The sequence below is a fragment of the Nocardia sp. NPDC056000 genome, assembly GCF_042269265.1.
Lineage (GTDB): Bacteria > Actinomycetota > Actinomycetes > Mycobacteriales > Mycobacteriaceae > Nocardia.
The window spans coordinates 437,092-459,021 of sequence record NZ_JBHJXS010000006.1; the positions used below are offsets into that span (position 1 = coordinate 437,092).

Sequence of the window (21,930 nt, forward strand, 5' to 3'; positions counted from 1 at the left end):
CATTAGAGAAAACTTACTGCCATGCAAGCCCTTACCGCAATCACCGCAGCCGGAACCGCGATGAGCGCCCTCGGCTACCTGACCTACGCCGCCATGGCCTGGGACAGCACCGAATCCACCGATGAGAACGAGGCATGCGCATGACCACCATCAGCCACTTCCACGCCCTGCACGCCACCACCGAGACCGAACCCAAGGCGAAGGCCATGTTCAGCCGACTCTTCACCCTGTTCGCCGCCGCCGGCCGCGCCGTACCGTTCCATCGCGAATCCGATTGGGGCCACAGCGGATCCACCGGCGTCATCGACCGCGATCACGATCGCGCCGCCCTCGAACTGCACGCCATCTCGAGCATGCGCGAGCACGGCTGATGAGCTGGCTGTCCCTGGCGCTCGTCGGCCCGGCCCCGCGACAGTGGGGCACGCACGCCACGGCCGTGCACTTCGGCGACGAACGCCCGTACCAGCCGCCCGAACCACCGTGTCATCACGACACCGACCCCGACAATGACTGAGGGCCGCCGAATCATTCGGCGGCCCTCGTCGTTTCGCGAGAATCTAGATGCTGTCCCCCGCGCTGACCCGCGGCTTCGGCGCACGCATGCGGCGAATCTGCGAGGCGCGCACGAACGAGTACCAGCCCAGCGAGAAGCTCGACTCGGTGGCATCCGGGAAGCGCTCGCGCACCCGGCGATTCACGATGCGGCCGAGGATGATGCCCTCGATGATCATGAAGACCATCATCACCAGCATGGCCAGCGTCACGATCGCCTGCAGTGCGGGCGAGAGGATCATGCTCAGGATCAGCACGAGTGCAAGGGGCATGAACAAGCCGAGCAGATTGCGCCGCGCATCCACGATGTCGCGCACGTAACCCTTCACCGGACCCTTGTCGCGCGGCAGCAGGTACTGCTCCTCACCGGCGAGCATGCGCGCCCGGCGATCCTGCACCGACGCCTTGCGCTCGGCCGAGGCGACCTTGCGATCCGCACGGGAACCACGTAGCTCCTTGCGGCGCGCACGCGCTTCCTTCGAGGTCGCGGGCGCGGGCGCGACCGGCCCGCGACGGCGGGATTCGGCCTCGCGGCGCTTGGGGGTGGGCCGCCCTTTACCAGGGGTGGACGGGCGCTCCGCGACCGTCGCCGCACCACCGGCATCGACGACAGGGGTGTCGGAGGTGGGAGTGGATTCGCCACGGCGCAGGAACTTCACGGCGACCAGGCTATTCGATGGCATGCCCGCCGGAAAAACCTGGTCCGCCCGTTTTGCGCGCGCGGCCGCTCAATCCCTGCAACTGCTGGCAGAATGACCGCCGCGTAGGATTGGGAATAGTCGCCCGCGAAGTGGCGTTGACAGGCGTTGAGCCGTGCCCCTTCTCACGGGTTGAAAACAGGTCCTTTAGGAGAGTTCATGACTGTGCAGAACGAGACCACCACTCATGGTGCGACTCTGACGGACGCCGCTGCCGCCAAGGCGAAGGCGCTGCTCGATCAGGAGGGCCGCGACGACCTCGCGCTGCGCATCGCCGTACAGCCCGGTGGCTGTGCCGGCCTGCGCTACCAGCTCTTCTTCGACGATCGCAGCCTCGACGGCGATCTGGTCGTCGAATTCGGCGGCGTCAAGCTGGCCGTCGACCGCATGAGCGCCCCCTACATCCAGGGCGCCTCGATCGACTTCGTCGACACCATCGAGAAGCAGGGCTTCACCATCGACAACCCGAATGCCACGGGCTCCTGCGCCTGCGGCGACAGCTTCAACTGATATAGCTCGACCAGCGCGGAACCCCCTTCCCGGAGGTTCCGCGCTGTTGTGTGCTCAGGGTTAACCCGCCCGCAAGTTGGAGTTTCCTGTCTCGGACAGGGTATTTTCATAAGTGCGGACCCATCGGTTCGCTCCCCCCGGCCCCGCGTCTGCCTCGTCTCGAATAGGTGTGCGCAGCGCACGTCACCGAAGGATCGACGCCCGTGACCATCGCCGTGTCCGCATCAATCGCGACCGACCACCTCATGCGCTTTCCGGGGAAATTCTCCGATGCGCTGCTGGCCGACCAACTCCAGCACGTATCCCTGAGCTTCCTCGTCGACGACCTGGTCATCCGCCGCGGCGGCGTGGCGGGCAATATCGCCTATGCCATGGGCCTGCTCGGCCGCACCCCGCTGCTGGTCGGCGCGGTCGGACCGGACTTCTCCGATTACCGCCAGTGGCTCGAGACCAACGGTGTGGACTGCTCCGCCGTGCGCATCTCCACCGAGGCGCACACCGCGCGTTTCGTCTGCACCACCGATGAGACCATGGCGCAGATCGCCTCGTTCTACCCCGGCGCGATGAGCGAAGCCCGCGAAATCTCCATCGGCGAACTGGCTTCGGGCCGCGAGCTGGAACTGGTCCTGGTCGGCGCGAACGATCCCGACGCCATGGTGCTGCACACCGAACAGGCGCGCGCCGCGGGCATCCCGTTCGCCGCCGACCCGTCGCAGCAGCTCGCCCGCCTCGACGGCGAACAGGCCCTGTCGCTCATCGACGGCGCGGCCTACCTGTTCACCAATGAATACGAGTGGGGCCTGCTGCTGCAGAAGACCGGCCTCACCGAAGCCGAAATCGGTGAGCGCGTTGGCATCCGGGTCACCACCCTCGGCTCCAAGGGCGCCAAGATCGTCGACCGCGACGGCACCGAACTCCACGTCGACGTGGTCCCCGACAATGCCAAGGTCGACCCCACCGGCGTCGGCGACGGCTTCCGCGCCGGCTTCCTCACCGGCCACTCCTCCGGCCTGTCCCTCGAGCGCTCGGCCCAATTGGGTTCCCTCATCGCCGTTCTCATCCTCGAGACCGTCGGCACCCAGGAATGGACCCTCGACAAGGACGTGGCGTTGAAGCGCCTGCGCGAGGCCTACGGCCCGGATGCCGCATCCGAAATCGAGTCGATTCTTCGCTGACACCTGCTGGACTCTTTTGTACCGCACGCTGATCTCACGATCGGCGTGCGGTTTCTTCTGTGCTGACGCCTGACCCGGTCGTCGGCCCTTGTTCGTTGTAAGACATTTCTCGAAGGACCTGATGATGGTGGTACGGGTCGGCACTGTGGTGAAGATCGGAATTGTGGATCTGATCTCGTCACGGCCGGACAGCATGACGCGGCGGGTGTTCGCCGAGGCGGTACGCGGAGCGAGCGGACGACTCGGCTGGGCGATACCGGATTTGCCGTTTGCCGACCCTACGCCCGTGGAATGGGCGGAAACCGCTGTCAATCAAGATGATTCGCTCGGCGGGATCGAGTTGAGCTGCTTCGGGATCGATCCGCTCGGGTCGCCGGATGCGGTTGATTGGGCGGCGCTGGCGTCGATGGACGGGCTGATCATCAGCGGGAGTGAGCCGACCGCATCGGATATCGCCGATGAGCCGTGTCTGGCGATCATCGATCGGCTGATGCGTGAGTGCGCGGGGAGTTCGCTGCTGTTTTCTTGCCAGTCCGCGCATGCCGCGCTGTATCTGCTGCATGGGGTGCGGCGGCATCGGCTCGCGCGGCGGCAGCACGGGGTGTTCGACCATCGCGTGCATACGTCGGGGCTGCTCGATCTGGAGATGGGTACGGGCGCAGCGCATTCCGGGCCCGAGGCGGTGCTGACCGACGGGCTTGCCACGCCGGTGCGGGTGCCGCATTCGCGGTGGAATGTCATGGCTTCGGCGGATCTGCGCGCCGCCGGGCTCACCGTGCTGCTCGATTCCGAAGAGGCGGAGTGGCAGCTCGCCATCGGGCCCGCGGGGTTGCGGCAGGTGTTCATCCAGGGGCATCCGGAGTACCTCCCGGACACCATGGCGCGCGAGTACCGGCGGGATCTGCGCCGGTGGATCGCGGATCCTTCACTGCCGTTCCCGCAGATTCCCGTCGACTATTTCCCCGCCGAAGCGCACGAACAGATCGTCGCGCTCACCGAACTCGTCCGGATCAGTCGCGATCCGGCGGTGCTCGACGATCTCGTCCTGCCTGCGGATCACACCCGGGTGGCGCACGACTGGTCCACGTACTCGCGCGTGTTCTTCGCCAATTGGCTGACGGCCGTACGGGATCGGCGCGGAGTCGCGACGGAGACGGCCTTCGGCATGACATCCTCCGATCCGGAAGCACTGTCCGCGTAATCGCGCGCGGACATGTCCGTCATATTTCGACTGGGCGACAGTCCAACTTCCATGGGGGTACCGCACATTCGATCGTGCCAGAGGCAATAGGGTGTTCGGCATGGGCTCCGACCGTTTGTATTTTCGTCAGCTGCTCGCGGGACGCGACTGGGCCGTCGGTGATCCGATCGCCACCCAGATGCGGAACTTCGCGTACCTGATCGGTGATCGGGATACCGGTGACTGCGTGGTCGTCGACCCGGCGTATGCCGCCGCGGATCTGGTGGAGATCGCCGAGGCGGACGGTATGCGGCTATCCGGCGTGCTGGCCACCCATCACCATCCCGATCATGTCGGCGGCACCATGCTCGGCTTCACGCTGAGCGGGGTCAAGGAGCTGCTCGAGAAGGTCGATGTGGCGGTGCACGTCAATGCCGAAGAGCTGCCGTGGGTCGCGAATGTCACCGGCATCGCGCCGAGCGAGCTCACCGGGCACGCGCACGGCGACAAGGTCGCGGTCGGCGGCTTCGAGATCGAACTACTGCACACGCCCGGGCACACCCCGGGCAGCCAGTGCTTCCTGTTCGACGGACGGCTGATCGCGGGCGACACCCTGTTCGTCGACGGCTGCGGCCGCACCGACTTCCCCGGCGGCAACTCCGACGACATGTTCCGCAGCCTCCGCTATCTCGCTGAGCTGCAAGGCAATCCGACGGTGTACCCGGGCCACTGGTACTCCGAGGAGCCCAGCGCCGAGCTCACCAAGATCGTCGAGAAGAACTACGTCATGCGCCCGAAGACGCTCGAGGAGTGGCAGATCTTCATGCCCAGCTGACTTCCGGTCAGCGAAGTCCAGCCCCTAACGCATAGCGCCCGCCCCGAATCTCATTCGGGGCGGGCGCTTTTCAGCATCCGAGGATCAGGCCAGGGTGCGCATCCATCCGTGGCTGTCAGCGAAGGTACCGCGTTGGATACCGGTCAGGGTGTCCCGCAGCGCCATGGTGACCTCGCCGGGTTCGCCTCCGCCGATGGTGAATTCGCCCTCGGCGGACTTCACCGTGCCGACCGGCGTGATAACCGCCGCGGTACCACAAGCGAAAACCTCGGAGATCTCACCGGATTCAGCGCCCTTGCGCCACTCCTCCACCGAAATCTTGCGCTCCTCAACGGGATACCCCGAATCAGCGGCGAGAGTCAGCAGCGAATCACGGGTGATACCCGGCAGCAGCGAACCCGACAGCTCCGGCGTCACCAGCCGCGCCTGCGATCCGGTGCCGAACACGAAGAAGAGGTTGTTGGTGCCCATCTCCTCGACGTACGCCCGCTCGATGGCATCGAGCCACACGACCTGATCGCACCCCTGCTCGGAAGCCTGCTGCTGCGCCAGCAGCGACGACGCGTAATTACCCGCGACCTTGGCCTCACCGGTGCCACCGGGAGCCGCGCGCACGTATTCGGTCGACAGCCACACCCGCACCGGCTTCACACCGCGCGGGAAATACGCACCGGCGGGCGATCCGAGCAGCAGGTACTTGTAGGCACTCGCGGGCTTCACACCCAGCCCCGCCTCGGTGGCGAACATGAACGGCCGCAGATACAGCGACTCCTCGCCCCCGGCGGGCGGCACCCATTCGGAATCGATCTCGAGCAGCTGCCGCACGGATTCGATGAACAGCTCATCGGGCAACTCCGCCATGGCCATCCGCGCCGCCGACCGCCGGAACCGCGCGGCATTGGCATCGACGCGGAAGGTCGCGATGCTGCCATCGGCCTGCCGATACGCCTTGAGCCCCTCGAAGATCGCCTGCCCGTAGTGGAACACCATGGTCGCCGGATCCATCGACAGCGGCCCATACGGCTCGACCTGCGGATTCACCCACTCCCCATCGATGTAATCGATGGACACCATGTGATCGGTGAAGAACCGCCCGAACCCGGGCGCCGCGAGAATCTCCTGCCGACGCTCCGCCGAGGTGGGCGCGGGATGCGAGGTGCGGGTGAACTGCGCGGCAACTGTCATGCTCGGGAGTTTAATTCGCCGCCGAGAAGGACGCGCCGCCGCCCACCCACCCGCTAACCCGGGCGCGTCGAACCTGAGCAACCGACCGGTGCGAGGTGGGCCGACAAGGGCGGGCGAAAGCCGCAGCACCGATGTCAGCCAACCAATCGCAGGTACGTCATCCGTCCCTGTGCGGCGCGGTGAGCCACACAGGGATCGATGCGATCAGGCCGTGTGCGGCTCGACGAAGGGCGGGCGGATGACCTCGCACTTGAGGCGGCGGCCACGCACGTCGACCTCGACCTCATCGCCCGGCTCGAGCTTGGCGGCGGTGTCGAGCAGGGCGAGGGCGATGCCGACCTTCAGGGTGGGCGAGAAAGTGCCGGAGGTGGTTTCGCCGACCTGCTCGTCACCGCGCATCACGGCCTGGCCCTGGCGCAGAACGCCACGGTCGAGTGCCTTGAGCCCCAGCAGGATTCGGCGCGGACCAGCGGCCTTCTCGGCTTCGAGGGCTTCCTTGCCCCAGAACTCGGGTTTCTTCCAGCCCACGGCCCAGCCGGTGCGCGCCTGCAGCGGCGAAATGTCAACGGAGAGTTCATGTCCGTGCAGCGGGTAGCCCATCTCGGTGCGCAGCGTGTCACGCGCACCGAGCCCGGCGGCCTGACCGCCTGCGGCCTGGACCTGCGTCACCAGTGCGCGGAAAACCGCTTCAGCGTCATCCCATTTCGGCAGCAGCTCGTACCCGTGCTCGCCGGTGTACCCGGTCCGGCACACCCGCACCGGGCGGCCTTCCCACTCGGCATCGGCGTACGCCATGTATTCCATATCGGTCGGCAACCCAAGCGCCGCAAGCACTTCCGCCGACTTCGGGCCCTGCACCGCGAACACCGCGTACCCGCGATGCTCATCGGTCACAGTGATCCCCTCGGGCGCCTGCTTCCGCAATTCGGCAACCACCGCAGCGGTATTGGCCGCATTGGGCACCAGGAAGATCTCAGCATCGCTGACGTAGTAGGCGATCAGATCGTCGATCACGCCACCCTCGGGCGTGCAGCACAGCGTGTACTGCGCCTTTCCGGGCCGAATCCGATTCAGGTCATTGCTCAACGCCGAATTCACGAACGCCGCGGCCCCCGGGCCCGCGACGGTGGCCTTCCCGAGGTGGCTGACATCGAAAAGCCCGACCGCGGTCCGAACCGAGGTGTGCTCCCCCACGGTCCCCGCGTACGACACCGGCATCTCCCACCCCCCGAACGGCGCGAACGTCGCCCCGAGCTCGACGTGGACGTTGTGGATGGGCCCCTGCAACAGCTTCTCGTCGGTCACGCGCTGGAGTTTATCCGCCGCTGACCCGTCGGTTGTGATCCGGGCAATTCCCGGCAGACCGGTCATAGCAACCTGCGATAGAGTCTGCCGGAAGTTTGCAGTTGAGGGAGCACCATGCCATTCGAAGTCAACCCCGACGGCCTCCGCGCCGCCGCGGGCGCACTTGCCCTGCTCCCCGGCGATATAGACCGTGCTCCCCACCTGGGTGCCGAACCGGTTGCCGCAAAGATGCCAGGCTCAGCGGTCGGAGCCGCCCTGTCGCAATCCGACAACCTGAGCCGCAAAGCCAAAGACCTCCTGAAGGCCCGCTTCAACGAGTTCTCCGCCACCCTCGTCGTAGCCGCCGACACCTACCGAGGCACGGACACCGACGCCGCCACCCGCATCGCCGCCCTCACCGACATCAACTCTGGCGACCCCCACGCAGGCCGCTGATGCCCACCCCACTCCAAGTCCTGACCTGGGACGTGTCCGGCTATGCCACCACGGCAACCAACGCCACCCAAATCGCCGACGCCATCGTCAAAGCCTCCGGCACAATGCACGCCACCATCCACGACCTCCTCTGGCGGGGCGCGGCCCGCCAATCCGCCCAGTCCAAAGCCGACGCCGAACAAACCCAAATGCGCGCCATCGCCACGGCGTACGACGACCTGGCAACGGCTTGCGCCGGCGCGGCAAACGCCATGTCCGACCCGATCGCAACGATCAAGTTGATCATCCTGAACTACGTCCACCCACCGGTGTCAATCGGCGACGACTGGTCGATTGAAGGCGTGGAGGACTGGAATTCCGAAGCGGGACTACAACTTTCCCGCCTCGCAGGCCTGGCCTCCACCCTCTTCGCCGCCGATGCCGAATGGGGCGCGAAGATCGCCACGGCCAACAGCGAACTCGAAGCCATGGCCCCGGCAACCGCCCTGGCCGCAGCGAACGCAGTCATCCAAGCCGACAAAACGAGCGATCCCCGAGCCGATCCGGAACGAATCCAAACATCGGCGGCGGCATTCCAGCAGGTCTTCGCGCGACTGCCAACCAGCCCTGCGGACTGGTCCACCGCCGAGGCACTCAACCCAAAGAGCTACGACCCGAAGTATCAGGGCGTCGGCCCCGAGATCCGGGTCGCCCGGATCGACCCGGTGAAAGGCCAGGGTGTCGTACGGACCGGGCAATTCATCGAACAGCGCGATGTCACCTCGACTCCGAAGGGCGTCAATCCCTTCCCGCGCGACCGCGGCGACAATCGCTCCGCCGACCCCAATTTCGATCCCGAACACACCCGCGTGACCGCGTATGTCGACTACGAAAACGGCATCGTGGTCATGCGCCAGAACCCTTCGGTCGAACAGAACAGCGACGGCACTCCCGGCGATGTGAAGGTCGCGGCCCCGGACGGCCGAGTGTGGCAGAACCCCGACGGTTCGGTGCGCGTGCAATACGATGCCGCGAACCCCTTCGCACCGGGCGTGGCGAAAGACCATTCGGTACTTGGCGACCATACGATCACCGTCAACGGCGATCTGGTCTTCACTCCGGGAGCCAATGGCGTTCAGGTCAATGGAACCCGAACCGACTACCCGTCGCTGGAGGTCTATCAGGACCGGCCGAATGGACAGACCAGCACGCTGGCCATCGATTCGGCCGTAACCGGCAGATCCTGGGGTCCGGCGGTGAACCTGCCGTTCCATCACGACATCGGTTCCGGCGCAAAGGCTTTCTCGGATTTCTACGACTGGAATCCCGTGTCCGACACGAAGACCGCGGTCAGACCGTCTGTGCAGCTCGGCCCGACCACCGCACCACCGTACGTCCCGGTACCAGTACCCAAAGGAATGATCTGATGTCGATGGGATCGACAGTGCAGGAGCGATATTGGAAGGTCGCGACCCTGAGCGTCGCGGCGCTTCTCGTCGTGCAGGCGGTGGTATTCGCGGTGACCGCCGCGATCATCGATCTGGACGGGCCCGATCTCCCGCTGCGCGCCTTCCTGATTACGACCGGCGTCAGCGCGCTTACGACGATCCCGCTGCTCCGAAAGGGGCTCGGCGAACAGCAGCCTCTCGCCCTGGCCGCGATCGTGACCGCCGGGATCTGGCTTATCGCAACACTTTTCGAAATGCTGCTATACAGCGGAGCGGGGATCGTGTGGTGACCGAATTCAACGATCAGCGGCAATTCCTGCCCACTCGCGAACCTCGATTCAGTCGGACGTCATTCGTCAGCGCGGCAACCGGCGGATTCCTGAATGTCACGTCCCTGTTCACGCTGAACTTCGCCTACTTCTTCCTCGTGCTCTTCTTCCTGGTAGAGCTTGTGATCATCGCGGTGCTTCACCGCATCGGTGGACGGGCACGCCAGGTCGGAATTGGCCTTGCGGTCACATTACTCAGCGCTCTCGCAGTCATTGTGTTGATGCTGTGCACCGTTTGGCTTCGAGACCACTGGCTTCGGTAGATGACGTGGCCTACCCGAATCCAGAATTTCGCGTCCGATAGCGCCTTCTGGCGATCGGCGACCATCACCCTCCCACTGGCCATCGCCGGGGAGGCGGCATTGTTCGCGGCCGTCGTTGCCGCGATTACCGACTCCGATCCCCAGGCCGATCCGTTGGCTTTTCTCGCGGGTCTCGCCGTCGGTCATCTCTTCTGACCGTTGACCGTAGAAGGTCAGGACATCGTCACCGTCGGTTTTAGGGTGGCGAGGAAGAGCTGTTCGTCGAGGACTGCGATCTGCTGGCCTTGGGCGCGGAGGTAGGCGGCGCGGTGGGCTTTGGTGGTGGTGAAGGTGGAGGCGTCGGTGCCGGTGAAGCCGTCGCCGATCACCAGGCACGTGGTGCGTTTGGTGACGTTCTTGGCCGGGGTGGCGCCGCAGGCGGCGATGATATTCCAGGCTTCCTGGCGGGTGAGGGTAGTGAGATCGCCTGTGAAGACGATGGTTTGGCCGTACAGGGGGTGGGCGGGGTCGGTGCCGGTTATCTCCGGCATCGCCAGTTCTTCGCGGGCGAAGAAGGAGCGGCGGGGGCGGGAGTTTTCGGTGCGGAGAGTCTCGGAGCGGCGGGCTTCCGCTCGGCGCGCGGTGGATCGGGGGCGGTAGGGGCGATCAGTTCCGAGACGTTCGAGATCGGCGAGGGAATCGATTCCGGTGCGGGCGGCCAGGGCCAGGACGATGTCCGCGGCGGCTGTGGCATCGGCTGCCGCGTCGTGGTGGGTCAGTAGCGAGATGTCCAGTGCGTCAGCGACATCGGGGAGGCGGTAGCTGTCCAGGTCGAGGTGGCGTCGGGACATCGCCAGGCTGCAGCTGAAATCCCAACTCGGGGAGTCGATTCCGCTGTGGCGGCAGGCTTCGCGGATCGCTCCGCTGTCGAAGCCCGCGTTGTGGGCGACCAGCGGGAGGTCGGCGACCACGTCGAGCACCTCGGGGAATCGCGCGGCGAAGACCGGTTGGTCCGCAACCATTCCAGTTGAGATTCCGTGCACGCGAATGTTGTGGTGGGAGAAGAAATCCACCGACCGAGGTGGTCGGCACAGCCACGAGTGTGTGGCCAGCCGCACGCCTTCGCGAACGATCGCCACGCCGACGGCGCAAATGCTGCCGCGCGACGAATTCGCCGTCTCGACGTCGATTGCCGCGAACGACAGTCCCGGCATCGTCACCGCACCACGAGTGGCAGCGGACGCGCGGCAGGACCGCCATGCTCGGCGAGGAAAGCTCTTGCCACCCGTAATGATTCGAAATCCGCCCACGAGTCGGCCAAGTCGGCGATTCCGCGCGCCAAAATCAATGCCTCCCTAACGGTTTCATCCATCCCGTACAAGAACTGCCGCGCATGCACCGGGTGCACCAACTCCGGCCATTCCGGCCGGATCAACTTATTCCCTTGCGTCTCTTGATATTCGGTGAACAGCTCATCCACGGCGTCAACCTCCGCACGCGCGGCCGCCACCGTCGCATCGAGGTCCACCACACCGCCCGTCGCAACCCCGTCGGCAACCTCATCGCACCACACGGCGTCATATCCGCCGGTGAGCGTAGCGATCGCCGCGCCCTCATCCTCCCCGACAACCCAAGCGCCCGATAGCCGCGAAAGCCCCATGGCCCGACCAACATTCACATGCCAAACAACCAACCGGTCTCCCACCTTGTCGAGCACCACCACAAGGGACAAAACGGTCTGAGTCGCACTGGTCATGACGCTCCGAGGTCGCTGCGGATGCTCTGCATCCGACACCATAGGGCATGGGTCCGACAGGTCATCGAGGGCTATTTCAAAAGTGTTCGAGATCAACAGATTCCGACCGGTGGGTTCAGGTCGACTCGCCTTTCATATGCGACCAATCCGCTATCGAGACCACCCGATCGGCATAGCTGGAGTCACCACGCAACGAAGGCGTTCTCACATGCCGCGCAACCGGATAGCGCGCGGTCACGGTACGAAAATCCGCGTCCGATACCCGGCACTCCTCGACCAAGTGGTGGCTATGGATACCGATCTCGTCCAGTAGTTCCAGCGCACGCGGCAGCAATGACGGCTGCTCGATCACAGGCGCAACCGCCGTGCCGAACTCCCGATCAACCGGTAGGCCACCAGCACCGCCGGTCGCGAATGAGTCCCCGATCTGCGCACTCGGCAACAAAAACTCCGCCGCGAAGCGGTCCGCCTGGAGTTCAGCCACCCGATGACCTGGTTCAGCATCACAATGCATAACCAGATGCCCCAATTCGTGTGCGACATCGAATCGCTGACGGTGCGGATCATCCACATTCGGATCGAGCACCACAATCGGCCGGTGCGCACCCTCGAAGGAGTAGGCGGCAACCGCCGCCGTTCGAGCCGAACCGAAAATGACGAGCACACCATGGTTCTCGACCAAGCGAACAACATGACGTATCGGCGCAGTACCGAGACCCCACGCCTCGCGAACAGAGCGAGCAGCACGTTCAGGCGCGGCGCTGTCCAAATCGTCGATGGCGACCGTTATCCGCGGAACCTCGACCCGAGGGAACTCCACCCGGCTCTCCAGGGTCGAAGTCACCTCGGCCGCGAGTCGCCCATACGCGAACGCTTGATCACGGTCCAACTGCGTCGTGGACCGGAGCGATCTGAAATGCGGTGTCGTACTGACAATCGAGCCCGGGCGCATCATCAGGAATTCCGCCGGAATCGCCAGGCCGAGCGCCAGCTCGGCCACTGCGGACGCCGGTGGACGCGCCATCCCGGATTCCCAGGCGGACACCTCGCTCACACTCCGAGCAAGCGATTCCGCGAGTTCACTCTTACGCATTCCCGACAAATGCCGCGCCAATGTCAACCTGGCACCGTCGAAAAAGGCCGAAACCTCCATTGCCCTTTCGACGTTCGGCGTCCGTACGGTCACCTATCCAGCAGTACCACGCTCGGTTCGCTGGTCGTCTACCGGCCCGCGCAAACGCACCGGCGCATCGGGGACGGGATCCGGGCCGATCGGCGGCGGACCACTCGGCCCGGCCACGGAACTGTCCGGCGGATCGAGCAGATTGTGTTGCCACACCCAGGCATCACCGCCGCCGAGGTTGAATTGCGGACGGCCGATGACCAGTTCATGCTCGCCGGTGAATCGATTGAGACTGTGTGCGACAACGAAAGTCGGCAGATCCAGCTCCCGCTCCGCCAATGCGGCGGAGACCGCCGCCAACCCGTCGATCTCGTCGGGAGCGAAGGGATCGAAGAGCGACTGTTGACCGGAATCGGGATCGGATTGTCGCGCCACCCCCTGTTTCGTCCGGCTCTTCTGCGGCCATGGAATATGGTTGATCTGCCCGAACTTGCTGGAGGCCAACAGGAATCGACGCTTCCCATGGGCCCATCCGGGGCTTCCGTTCAGACCGTCGCGAGCAACCAGGTCGATATCCAGTTCGGGCATGTCACCGAGGTCACGGATAGCCGAGTCGGGAGTTTCCTCGACCCCAGCGCTGCCCGCTCCGGCACCGAAGCGCTCACAGCTGAAAACTCGGTCCAGCCGATCACGCAGCAATGTGTATCTGGTTGTGCCCACCCAGGTTTCATCGAGACCCGCGCGCGCCGCGTACATTTCCATCGTCTCTGCGATAGCGGACCGGTAGGCCCATCGAATCCCGGCAGATACGCCATCTTGCTCGAAGGCCGACACGACCTCCTGTTTCTCGGTCATCCCCGCTCCAACCCGAGCTCGTCGGCGCTCGAACTCTTGGCCGCCGACTGCCTGATCGTCGAATGAACTGGGCCGCGTTGCCCTTCAACCAGCAACGCTCAGAAGATCGATTCGCCAACGCCGCCCATCGCACCCCCTGCGATCGTGCTGTCAGTCAAGTATGCGTCGCAGAGCGGCTGCGATGACACAGATTCCGACGGGAATGTGAAACGCTCACACAGTCACAGGAGAACGACTAGTCGGTCCTTTGTGATCAGTTGGCCTTGATATGACCGATCTGTGCGGCCAATTCGATGACGCGCCTGTCCTGTTCGCCGTAGCGGACGGCCATCTGGCTGTGCAGGCGCTTGAGGCGGGTGAGGGCGGCCTTGACGTCGCCGGTATGGACGTGGCAGGCCGCGAGGCGGCGCTGGCAGTACATGACGTGGTCGTCGTAGGGGCCACGTTCGGCGGTCAGGTCGTCGATAAGTTCGCGGTAAAGGTCTGCGGCACCGGCATAGTCGACGCTTTCGAAGCGGAGGTCCGCCAGGCGCAGGCGGGCTTCGACGACATCGGCGTCGCGGGAACCGAATCGAGGTAAGGCTTTGTCCACAACGGTTTGCAATTCGTGCACGGCGGGGTCGTAGCGTGAGTCGTCGGCGAAGTCGCGGGCGCGGCGCATGGCGCGTTGCAGATCGCCGCGGCTGAAATCGGTGGGAACCGGTGTGGGAGGGACGGTTGGCGGCTTCTCCGGCAAATTGCGCAATATGCGCGTAGGAGACACGACCGTCTGAGCGGTCCGCGATGAGCCGCCAGCAGCAACGGCCCGGGCGTACATGTGCGCAGGGCTGAGCGGGTCACTGACCTCGGACAGCGATCCCACTCCCGTCGCATAGCGCAGCAGCACCGAGTGCACCGTCGCCGCGTCATCGGGCCGCTGATCCGGCGATTTGGCCAGCATCGCCATGATCAACCGCGCCAACTCGACAGGGACTTCCGGCCGCTCATAACGGATATCGGGCGGTGTCTGATGAACCTGGTTCTGCCACACCACATATGGGGAGCTGCCCGTCATAACCCGGTCGCCGGTGAGCAATTCGTGCAGCACCAGCCCCAGGGCATACAGATCCGTCTGCGGCACAACGGTTCCGCCTTCAACCTGCTCCGGTGCCATGAAAGCCGGTGTGCCCAAGGTATGTCCGGTGCTGGTGTACCGGGTCTTGTCGGCGTCGAGCGATACCGCGAGCCCGAAATCGAGCACCTTCACGGTCCCGTCATCGCACAGCATGAGATTCGACGGCTTCAAATCCCGGTGGTAGATGCGATTCCGGTGTGTAGCCGCGAGCACCGCCGCCGCCTGCGACCCCAGCGACGCGACCACACCGACGGGCAAAGGGCCCCGCCGATCGAGCAGGTCATCGAACGTAACGCCCTTCACGAATTCCATTACCAGATAAGGCCGTTCGGGCGTCCCCGGCTCGATCCCCGCATCATGGATCATCGGCAATCCCGGATGCCGCATCTGCGCCATGAACTCCGCTTCCCGGAAGAAGCGTTTAGTCCAATCCGGATCCTTGTCCAGGCTCGGATGCGTGAACTTCACGGCGATCTGCCGCCGCAGGTGGCGGTCGAAGCCGTCGTAGACCTGCCCCATGCCGCCCGCGCCGATCTCACTGATCAGCTCGTACCGGCCGCCGACGACCTGCGGTTGCACCGCACCTACCTCCGTGAATTCAGGAAAACCGACACGCTACTCGCCACCGCTGCCATGTGGGGACTGTGCGGGCGGTGCCGGCCGTTGATCCGGTGGCCGCAGCAGGCCCTGCGCGAGGCCGCGGAATCCGGTGCGGACCAGGCGCTCCATGGTCGAACGTTGCTGCTGCCAGGCGGTTTCCAGCTCGGTCAGCTGTTCGAAGGCGGCACCGTAGCGGCGCTGTTCGGCGAGCGGGATTCTGGGCACCGCGACCTGGTAGAGGTCGACGTGATTGCCGTCCGCCGCGTCCACGGCGGCGCGCAGGACACCGGCGAGGAAATTCGGATCGACGGCCTTGGCATTGGTGCGCACCAGCTGGATGCCGGAGCCGAGTAGAACACCATCATCGGCACAGACTCGGACGGCGGGTTCGGTGCTGATCACCACGGCCACATCGCCTTTGCGGACGGTGATCGCGCCGCTGGCATCCGTGTTCCCCCAGCGTGAGGCAGGGCGGCCCAGGCGGACATCCTTCGCCGAGAGCAAAGGCGTCTCGCCGGATTCCGAGGCGACGGTCGGCGGCGCTTCGAAGCAGGTCACGGCCTCCGCCTCGACCAGTTCCTCCAGCGAAATCGCGCTGTGCTCAGCACTATTCGACTCCAGCGAAGGCGGCTCCCAAATCCGCTGTCCCACCAGTGCGGTGCGCAACGCGGAGTACTCGGCCGACGGATCACCCATCAGATTGCGCGGAGCCAGATCGATTCGATCATCGAGCAGGTCGACCACCCGCACCGCGTAGGGCGCGGCGTCAGAGTGCGTCGGGTCCGATTCGAAACCGCGCCAGGCATTCGAGGCGAGCCCGGGCTCACCGAGCGCATCCATCAGCAGCACATGGCTCGGATGCGTGTCACTCTGCCGAAGCAGCCACAGATCCGGCGCATCGGGCAATCCGGAGATGATGCCGCGCAGCACACCGTTGCGCAGCAGCATGTTTCGAAGCGCACGCGAATCGGGTCCGGTCGCCGCGCTCGACGGCATGGCTACGGCGATCAATCCGCCCGCTTCGGCATGCCCGAGGCATTCCCGCAGCCACACCGCCGCCCGTTCGACCGTGGCCCAGCGCGCACGCCCGAAGTTCGCCGGATCGTGGACGACGGCATCGAATTCGTGTTCCGCGAACGAGCGATAGCCCGGATGAGCGGCGATATCCCCCGTCACGGCCTGCCTCCCCATGCGTTCACTGCCCGCACTCCCATTGCGGTCCTCGGCAACCGTAGCAGCGCTCGGCAGCGAGTAGCGGATGTACGCCCCTGCATTAGTTCTCATCCTTCTCATCCGGTGCGAGCGCTCCGGCGGTGAGCCCGGTGGTCACCAATTCCGCGACGCTCTCCGCGGCGTAGGTGGCTCGGCGGGCCGCGCCGCGCAGTAGGAACAGGTGGCGGAAGGTTTCGCCGTAGCGTTGCTGCTCGGCGAGGCTGAGTACCGGAACACGCAGACGGCTCGGGTCGAATCTGATGGTGGATGTCCTGGTGGCGGAGACGTTTTCCGCGCCGGTGAGGAAGCCCGCGAGGAACCAGGGGTCGAGCCGATCCCGATCGGCTCGCAACAGGTGTACGTGTGGACCGCGGATCGACCCCGCGTCCTCGGGACCGGCGACACGCGCACTGCGACCGCCGGTTCGATCGCTTCTGACCGCTGGGATCAGCACATCACCGGTTCGGATTTCCACCTCGATCTCCGGAGCGGAGTTGCTGAAGCTACCCGAGGCGGGGCTCCCGGTGGCGACATCGGGAGCCGTGAGAATGGCACGAGAGTCATCCGCTTGTCGGCTGGTACTCGGCGGTGAGGATCGAATCCATTCCAGCTGGCCGTAATTCACCAGGTCGGCGATGGAGACGAAGCGCCAGGACTTGGCTGTGGTGCCGGACCAGCCGCCGAGTGCGGCCGTCACCTCGGCCAGTTCGGCTGCCACGCTGGAGAGTCGGCGAATCGCGTGATCGACCTGATCCGAGACGGTATCCGAGTCCAGTGATGAGCGGACGTATCGCGCCGGGGTCAGATCGACTTCGTCGTCCAGGACCTCGACCAGGCGCACGGTGGCGGCGAGACCGGAAACAGTTGCGGTGCTGGAGTTCTCGCTGTCGAAGGCTCGCCATGCTTTCAGCGTCGACTCTGTGACGGATTCCCAGTCGATGCCTTCCGTGGCCGCCGGGAGTGCCGTCGTATCGACGAAAAGCATTGTTTCCGAGGCGGTCTCACCCGCCTGCACCGGCCGCAGCACCCAGATCTGCAAACCCACATGCCACGGTTGCGCCGCACCCGGCGCGAGTCCTATGACCGCGCGTAGCGCACCCTTTCGCACCAGGCCCGCGCGAATCTTGCGGCCGGAAGGGCGGGTCGCCACCGCAGGTGGGAGTAGCAGCAGGGCGGTGCCGCCGGGGCGCAGATGCGCTATGGCGTGCTGTACCCAGGCCAGCTCCGGCTCACCGCGCGGAGGCGTGCCGTAATCCCAGCGAGTGTCGAAGGCGAGCTCACCGGAGCCCCAATCACGTTGTCCATACGGAGGGTTGCAGACCACAGCGTCGACGCGCAGATCCTCGAACGCATCGGCGGTGAGTGAATCACCTTCGCGTACAACGGGTTCGAGATCGACCTCGGCTTCCAGCAGCAAGCGAGTGCGCTCAACCTGCACGGACAGCGCGTCCTGACCATAAAGCTCGACCGCGCCGAGACCGGCCGCCGCCAGCAGGAGCGACCCGCTCCCGCAAGCCGGGTCGAGCACGCTCCGTAATTTCGGCGCGGAGGGCGAATCAAGCAGGGCCGCAATCAGTTTCGCGACCGGTTCCGGCGTGATGTACACACCCGTCGCCGCAGTGTCCTCCAGCGCACGCTCCGCGAGAACGTCCAGGGCGGCGCGATTACCGTCCGCAGCTGCCGCGCGCCCCAGCAACAGCAGCAGCTCGGCGACGCTGTCTCCACTGTTTACATCCGTCTCGCTGTGTACATCGATCCGACTGTGTACATCGGCTCGCTTGTCGGCGCTCCACGTCCCTTTCGAGGCCCGAAGCCCCGCCATCAGCTGAGAGAGGGCATCCGGCGTGGTCTGCGACCGCACCAGCGTCCGCAACTCGGTCACCGGCGACTCGGAAACCTCAACCCCGTGCTCAGCCAGCCATTCCTGCACTTCCCGCAGGTCGAACTGCGGCCGAGCCTCACTACTCCCGGCAATCGGCTTGGGAAAGTCGTCATGCCGCCGACGCCAGTTGCTCACCGTGGCACGCGTGACATCGGCCAACCGCGAAATCTCCGCGGCACTGACCGCTGAAGCGGGCTTCGACATACCCCTCCTCTCGTAAACGTTCCCCCCAGACTGCTGGACGCATGAGCATAAATCAATCACAGATTTCATGTTGACAATGTTTTCACCGTCTCTTACGGTTTTGCATCAGCGGGACAGAGCCGAACCCGGCCACCCGATCTCCAACCCCTTAATGAAGGAAAACCCATGCGCCGCAACGCCATCGCCCTCCTCGCCGCCACCGCCATCACCACCCTCGCCATGGGTGGCACCGCCAACGCCGCCGCCACCCAGCTCCACGAGGGCCAGCAGGTAGTGGGCCAGGACGTCCAGCCCGGCACCTACCGCACCGACGGCCCCCGCGACCAGGACTACGGCTCCTGCTTCATCACCTGGCTGCCGTACAAGGGCGCGAAGTCGTCGGAGCTGATCGACATCCAGTCGTACACCGGCGCTTCCTTCGTGAAGCTCAACGCCGGCGACGTGGTCGACGTCAGCGGCTGCAACTGGGTCGCCGAGTAACAACGCTGGTCGCGGAGTCGCCGTTCCACCCGAGAAACCGGCGTCCGCCTCGAAACATCCTCCACCCCAAAGCAATCCGTCCCCGGTCAACGACCGGGAACCTCCCGAACCTGCCAGAAGGAACCTCATGTCCCACCCGAATCAGCCCTACCCCGGCCAACTTCCCCCGCAGGGCTACCCCCAGTACCAGCAGCCCGCCCCACCGCCCAAGAAGTCCCACACCCTCCGCACCATCCTGATCGTCCTCGCGGCGATCGTCGCGGTCTGCGGCATCGGCGGTGCGCTGATGACCAAAGGGTCGTCCTCTTCCTCCTCATCCACCCCGGGCGCTGACCCCACCAAGCCCCTCCCCGGCCTGAACACCCCCGTCCGCGACGGCAAGTTCGAGTTCGTGGTCACCGAAGTCCAGTCCGGCGTAAAGACGGTGGGCGACAACCAATTCCTCCAGAAGACGGCCCAAGGCTCCTACACCATCGTCTCCATAACCATCACCAACACCTCCGACAAACCCCAATCCTTCTCCCCCACAGACCAATACGTCTACGACGCCAAAAACCGCAAATTCAGCAACGACACCGCCGCCGCTATCAACCTCCAGTCCGACACCAGCCTCTACGCCAGCGTCAACCCCGGCAACAAGATCACCGCCCAGGTCGTCTACGACCTGGGCGCCGACTCGGTCCCCGACCACATCGTCCTGCACGACTCGATGTTCAGCGGCGGCACCACGGTCTCACTGAAATAGCACTGGTTATCCGAAACCTCCAGCCCCCGCTGGGGGTTTCGACGCATTCATCCCGCTACACCCCAACCTCATTCGCCATCGCGGGACACCGCGGGCACCACATCAACTAATCTCGCCCCGTGGCCGACACACAGCCATCCCACCGCCGCCCGCGCCGCAAAAAGCCGGTCACCTTCCGCCTGCGCGCCACAATCGAAGGTACCGACCCACCCCTCTACCGCTGGCTCGACGTCTCCTCCGAACTCTTCCTCCACGACCTCCACGAGGTACTCGGCGCATCCTTCGGCTGGGTAGACCGCGCCCACCACGAATTCCGTTGCGGCCCAACCATCGAAACACCCACCGACCGCTACATCTCCCCCGAAGCCGTAGCCGCCGGCGACCCCGCCACCCCCGAGAACCAGGTCCGCCTCGACGAACTCCTCATCACCCCCGGCGACACCCTCTACTACCTCTACGACTTCGTCGACCCCTGGCCCCACCACCTGGTCCTCACCGAGCTCCTCCCCCGCACCGCCAAAACACCCCGAGCCCGCTGCACAGGCGGCATGCGCGACTGCCCCGCCGACGCCTCCGGCGGCATCCCCCGATACGAATACTCTTCCCGCAGATCAATCTGGAACGACGAAGACGATTCCTTCGACCACATCACCCCGGAAGCCATCACCTCCGACTCCTACGAGGCAGAACCCAGCCCCTTCGTCATCGAAGAGATTAACTGGCACCTGAACAGCGTGTTCGGGTATGGGAGGAACGCGAAGTTGTAGCGAACGCAGCCTCGGGTTCGACACTGTCGAGTCAGCAAAAGTACACCAGCACGAGTAGTAGATGCGTTTTATACATATAAAGTATAATAACTGTCGAGTTGGTCGACCTTAACTGACGGAGACCTCGTGAACTGGCCGCCGCACCTCTACGAAGATCGAACCTGGAGCCCGCGTCAGCGCCAAGGCTCAAGGGCTGACCGAACCCTCGAGCGGATCACGGTCGCGATTCCACCCGCGATCGGTGGGCTCGACTACGACCCAACCGGAACCGTTGCCCGTACTCACGAAGCGGCATTGATCGCGATCGCCCGCCTCGAGGCCGGTTTCGGCGAGCACCTGGCTCCGCTCGCGGACTTCTTACTGCGCAGCGAGTCCGTCGCATCCTCCAAGATCGAGCACATAGATGCGGGCTGGCGCGCCTTCGGCAAAGCAGTCGCCGGAGGTAAAACCAGCGACGAAGCGAAATCACAACTGGCGGCGGTCAAGGCCCTGATCGCGATGGTCGAGGCGGCCGGCGCAGGCACAATCCAGCTCGACGATCTACTCAAGGCACATCGGCTGCTGATGGCCGTCGACTACTACACGTCTCGTGATGCGGGACAACTTCGGGATGTACAGAACTGGATCGGAGGCAGCGACTACACCCCGATCAACGCCGCCCACATCCCCCCGCCCCTCGAACTGGTTCCCGAGCTGATCACCGATCTCCTGGTATTCGTCAACCGAACCGACCTGCCGATCCTCGCCCAAGCCGCCATCGCACACGCCCAGTTCGAATCCATTCACCCCTTCACAGACGGCAACGGCCGCATCGGACGAGCACTGATCAGCGCCGTACTGCGCCGCCGCGGCCTCACCCGCCGAGTAACCGTCCCACTGGCATCGGTCATGCTGGCCGACACCAGCCGATACTTCATGCACCTCAACCGATTTCGCCATGGCGACGTCGATTCGTTCGTCGAATATCTCGCAACTGGCGCGATCCACGCCAGCGAGGCCGCCCAGGACTCCGCCCTGGCCCTGGCCGACCTGCCCAGCCGGTGGCGAGACATCGCCCGCCCGCGAACCAACTCCGCAGACGAAACCCTTCTCTCGGCGCTCCTCGAAACCCCAATCCTCAACGCCGACACCGCACAACACCTCACCGGCACAACCGAGGCCAGCACCTATCGGGCATTGGGCAGGCTGACCGACGCCGGGATTCTGGAACTGCTCTCAGACAGCAAACGCAACCGAATTTGGGCTGCGGCTGACGTGCTGGCGGAGCTTGATGCCCTGAGCGCGGCGATTGGTCGGCGCACGATCGAGCACCTTTAAGT

At 65.0% G+C, this 21,930-nt stretch carries 26 protein-coding genes; 16 read left to right on the forward strand and 10 right to left on the reverse strand.

Annotated features, from left to right (window positions below):
• The first annotated feature begins 21 nt into the window (after positions 1–21).
• The 3 genes from ACFC4D_RS20620 to ACFC4D_RS20630 are packed head-to-tail and all read left to right on the forward strand — an operon-like array spanning position 22 to position 514.
• The gene (locus ACFC4D_RS20620; protein WP_364644037.1) at positions 22–144 is read left to right on the forward strand and encodes a hypothetical protein; all 123 of its coding nucleotides are present in this window, start codon (positions 22–24) and stop codon (positions 142–144) included.
• Positions 141–371 carry a hypothetical protein gene (locus ACFC4D_RS20625; protein ID WP_376065413.1) on the forward strand — a complete coding sequence of 77 codons (231 nt, stop codon included), beginning with the start codon at positions 141–143 and terminating at the stop codon, positions 369–371. The genes ACFC4D_RS20620 and ACFC4D_RS20625 overlap by 4 nt, the downstream gene beginning before the upstream one ends.
• Positions 371–514: a hypothetical protein gene (locus ACFC4D_RS20630; protein WP_376065416.1), complete on the forward strand. Its 144-nt coding sequence runs from the start codon at positions 371–373 to the stop codon at positions 512–514. Before ACFC4D_RS20625 ends, ACFC4D_RS20630 begins: the two co-directional genes overlap by 1 nt.
• Positions 515–557: 43 nt before the next feature.
• On the opposite strand, the gene ACFC4D_RS20635 is transcribed toward ACFC4D_RS20630, so the two are convergent.
• Positions 558–1,235 (reverse strand): DUF3043 domain-containing protein, encoded by a 678-nt coding sequence (locus ACFC4D_RS20635; RefSeq protein WP_375968194.1) that lies wholly within the window; start codon positions 1,233–1,235, stop codon positions 558–560.
• Positions 1,236–1,409: 174 nt separating this feature from the next.
• Between ACFC4D_RS20635 and ACFC4D_RS20640 the strand changes: the two genes are divergently transcribed.
• The 4 genes from ACFC4D_RS20640 to ACFC4D_RS20655 all read left to right on the forward strand — a co-directional run bounded on the left by ACFC4D_RS20640 (position 1,410) and on the right by ACFC4D_RS20655 (position 4,950).
• Positions 1,410–1,760 carry an iron-sulfur cluster assembly accessory protein gene (locus ACFC4D_RS20640; protein WP_067565240.1) on the forward strand — a complete coding sequence of 117 codons (351 nt, stop codon included), beginning with the start codon at positions 1,410–1,412 and terminating at the stop codon, positions 1,758–1,760.
• Between the two features lie 203 nt (positions 1,761–1,963).
• A complete protein-coding gene (locus ACFC4D_RS20645) occupies positions 1,964–2,935 on the forward strand; it encodes a carbohydrate kinase family protein (RefSeq protein ID WP_376065418.1) in 972 nt (323 codons plus the stop codon).
• A 124-nt stretch (positions 2,936–3,059) separates the two neighbouring features.
• Positions 3,060–4,136, forward strand: a complete 1,077-nt coding sequence (locus ACFC4D_RS20650) for a homoserine O-succinyltransferase (protein ID WP_376065420.1) — start codon at positions 3,060–3,062, stop codon at positions 4,134–4,136.
• Positions 4,137–4,236: 100 nt separating this feature from the next.
• Complete coding sequence (locus ACFC4D_RS20655; RefSeq protein WP_364644054.1) at positions 4,237–4,950, forward strand: MBL fold metallo-hydrolase; 714 nt, start codon at positions 4,237–4,239, stop codon at positions 4,948–4,950.
• Between the two features lie 84 nt (positions 4,951–5,034).
• On the opposite strand, the gene ACFC4D_RS20660 is transcribed toward ACFC4D_RS20655, so the two are convergent.
• Together ACFC4D_RS20660 and gcvT are read right to left on the reverse strand one after the other, a co-directional pair.
• Positions 5,035–6,135, reverse strand: coding sequence for a branched-chain amino acid aminotransferase (locus ACFC4D_RS20660; protein WP_375968197.1), 1,101 nt, complete (start codon positions 6,133–6,135; stop codon positions 5,035–5,037).
• Positions 6,136–6,339: 204 nt separating this feature from the next.
• Positions 6,340–7,440, reverse strand: coding sequence for a glycine cleavage system aminomethyltransferase GcvT (gene gcvT, locus ACFC4D_RS20665; RefSeq protein ID WP_376065422.1), 1,101 nt, complete (start codon positions 7,438–7,440; stop codon positions 6,340–6,342).
• Between the two features lie 114 nt (positions 7,441–7,554).
• Between gcvT and ACFC4D_RS20670 the strand changes: the two genes are divergently transcribed.
• From ACFC4D_RS20670 to ACFC4D_RS20690, 5 genes are read left to right on the forward strand one after another with little or no spacing between them, the layout of a single operon-like run.
• Positions 7,555–7,875 (forward strand): hypothetical protein, encoded by a 321-nt coding sequence (locus ACFC4D_RS20670; protein WP_376065424.1) that lies wholly within the window; start codon positions 7,555–7,557, stop codon positions 7,873–7,875.
• Positions 7,875–9,281 (forward strand): hypothetical protein, encoded by a 1,407-nt coding sequence (locus ACFC4D_RS20675; RefSeq protein WP_376065426.1) that lies wholly within the window; start codon positions 7,875–7,877, stop codon positions 9,279–9,281. The genes ACFC4D_RS20670 and ACFC4D_RS20675 overlap by 1 nt, the downstream gene beginning before the upstream one ends.
• A 5-nt stretch (positions 9,282–9,286) precedes the next feature.
• Complete coding sequence (locus ACFC4D_RS20680) at positions 9,287–9,592, forward strand: hypothetical protein (protein ID WP_376065427.1); 306 nt, start codon at positions 9,287–9,289, stop codon at positions 9,590–9,592.
• Positions 9,589–9,894: a hypothetical protein gene (locus tag ACFC4D_RS20685; RefSeq protein ID WP_376065429.1), complete on the forward strand. Its 306-nt coding sequence runs from the start codon at positions 9,589–9,591 to the stop codon at positions 9,892–9,894. The genes ACFC4D_RS20680 and ACFC4D_RS20685 overlap by 4 nt, the downstream gene beginning before the upstream one ends.
• The gene (locus ACFC4D_RS20690) at positions 9,895–10,089 is read left to right on the forward strand and encodes a hypothetical protein (protein ID WP_376065431.1); all 195 of its coding nucleotides are present in this window, start codon (positions 9,895–9,897) and stop codon (positions 10,087–10,089) included.
• A gap of 17 nt (positions 10,090–10,106) precedes the next feature.
• On the opposite strand, the gene ACFC4D_RS20695 is transcribed toward ACFC4D_RS20690, so the two are convergent.
• The 7 genes from ACFC4D_RS20695 to ACFC4D_RS20725 form a co-directional block, all read right to left on the reverse strand.
• Positions 10,107–11,087, reverse strand: coding sequence for an exonuclease domain-containing protein (locus ACFC4D_RS20695; RefSeq protein WP_376065434.1), 981 nt, complete (start codon positions 11,085–11,087; stop codon positions 10,107–10,109).
• A gap of 2 nt (positions 11,088–11,089) precedes the next feature.
• Complete coding sequence (locus ACFC4D_RS20700) at positions 11,090–11,629, reverse strand: hypothetical protein (RefSeq protein ID WP_376065436.1); 540 nt, start codon at positions 11,627–11,629, stop codon at positions 11,090–11,092.
• A 115-nt stretch (positions 11,630–11,744) separates the two neighbouring features.
• Complete coding sequence (locus ACFC4D_RS20705; protein WP_376065438.1) at positions 11,745–12,815, reverse strand: helix-turn-helix domain-containing protein; 1,071 nt, start codon at positions 12,813–12,815, stop codon at positions 11,745–11,747.
• Complete coding sequence (locus ACFC4D_RS20710) at positions 12,816–13,607, reverse strand: hypothetical protein (RefSeq protein WP_376065441.1); 792 nt, start codon at positions 13,605–13,607, stop codon at positions 12,816–12,818.
• 253 nt (positions 13,608–13,860) lie between these two features.
• Complete coding sequence (locus tag ACFC4D_RS20715) at positions 13,861–15,300, reverse strand: protein kinase (protein ID WP_376065444.1); 1,440 nt, start codon at positions 15,298–15,300, stop codon at positions 13,861–13,863.
• A 36-nt stretch (positions 15,301–15,336) separates the two neighbouring features.
• Positions 15,337–16,605 (reverse strand): hypothetical protein, encoded by a 1,269-nt coding sequence (locus ACFC4D_RS20720; RefSeq protein WP_376065446.1) that lies wholly within the window; start codon positions 16,603–16,605, stop codon positions 15,337–15,339.
• Complete coding sequence (locus tag ACFC4D_RS20725) at positions 16,595–18,619, reverse strand: N-6 DNA methylase (protein ID WP_376065449.1); 2,025 nt, start codon at positions 18,617–18,619, stop codon at positions 16,595–16,597. Before ACFC4D_RS20725 ends, ACFC4D_RS20720 begins: the two co-directional genes overlap by 11 nt.
• Positions 18,620–18,784: 165 nt before the next feature.
• Between ACFC4D_RS20725 and ACFC4D_RS20730 the strand changes: the two genes are divergently transcribed.
• The 4 genes from ACFC4D_RS20730 (at position 18,785) to ACFC4D_RS20745 (ending at position 21,928) form a co-directional block, all read left to right on the forward strand.
• Positions 18,785–19,099, forward strand: coding sequence for a hypothetical protein (locus tag ACFC4D_RS20730; RefSeq protein WP_375968211.1), 315 nt, complete (start codon positions 18,785–18,787; stop codon positions 19,097–19,099).
• 127 nt (positions 19,100–19,226) lie between these two features.
• Positions 19,227–19,844 (forward strand): DUF4352 domain-containing protein, encoded by a 618-nt coding sequence (locus tag ACFC4D_RS20735; RefSeq protein WP_376065452.1) that lies wholly within the window; start codon positions 19,227–19,229, stop codon positions 19,842–19,844.
• A gap of 119 nt (positions 19,845–19,963) precedes the next feature.
• Positions 19,964–20,611 (forward strand): plasmid pRiA4b ORF-3 family protein, encoded by a 648-nt coding sequence (locus tag ACFC4D_RS20740; protein WP_376065455.1) that lies wholly within the window; start codon positions 19,964–19,966, stop codon positions 20,609–20,611.
• 126 nt (positions 20,612–20,737) lie between these two features.
• The gene (locus tag ACFC4D_RS20745) at positions 20,738–21,928 is read left to right on the forward strand and encodes a Fic family protein (protein ID WP_376065456.1); all 1,191 of its coding nucleotides are present in this window, start codon (positions 20,738–20,740) and stop codon (positions 21,926–21,928) included.
• Positions 21,929–21,930 lie beyond the last annotated feature (2 nt).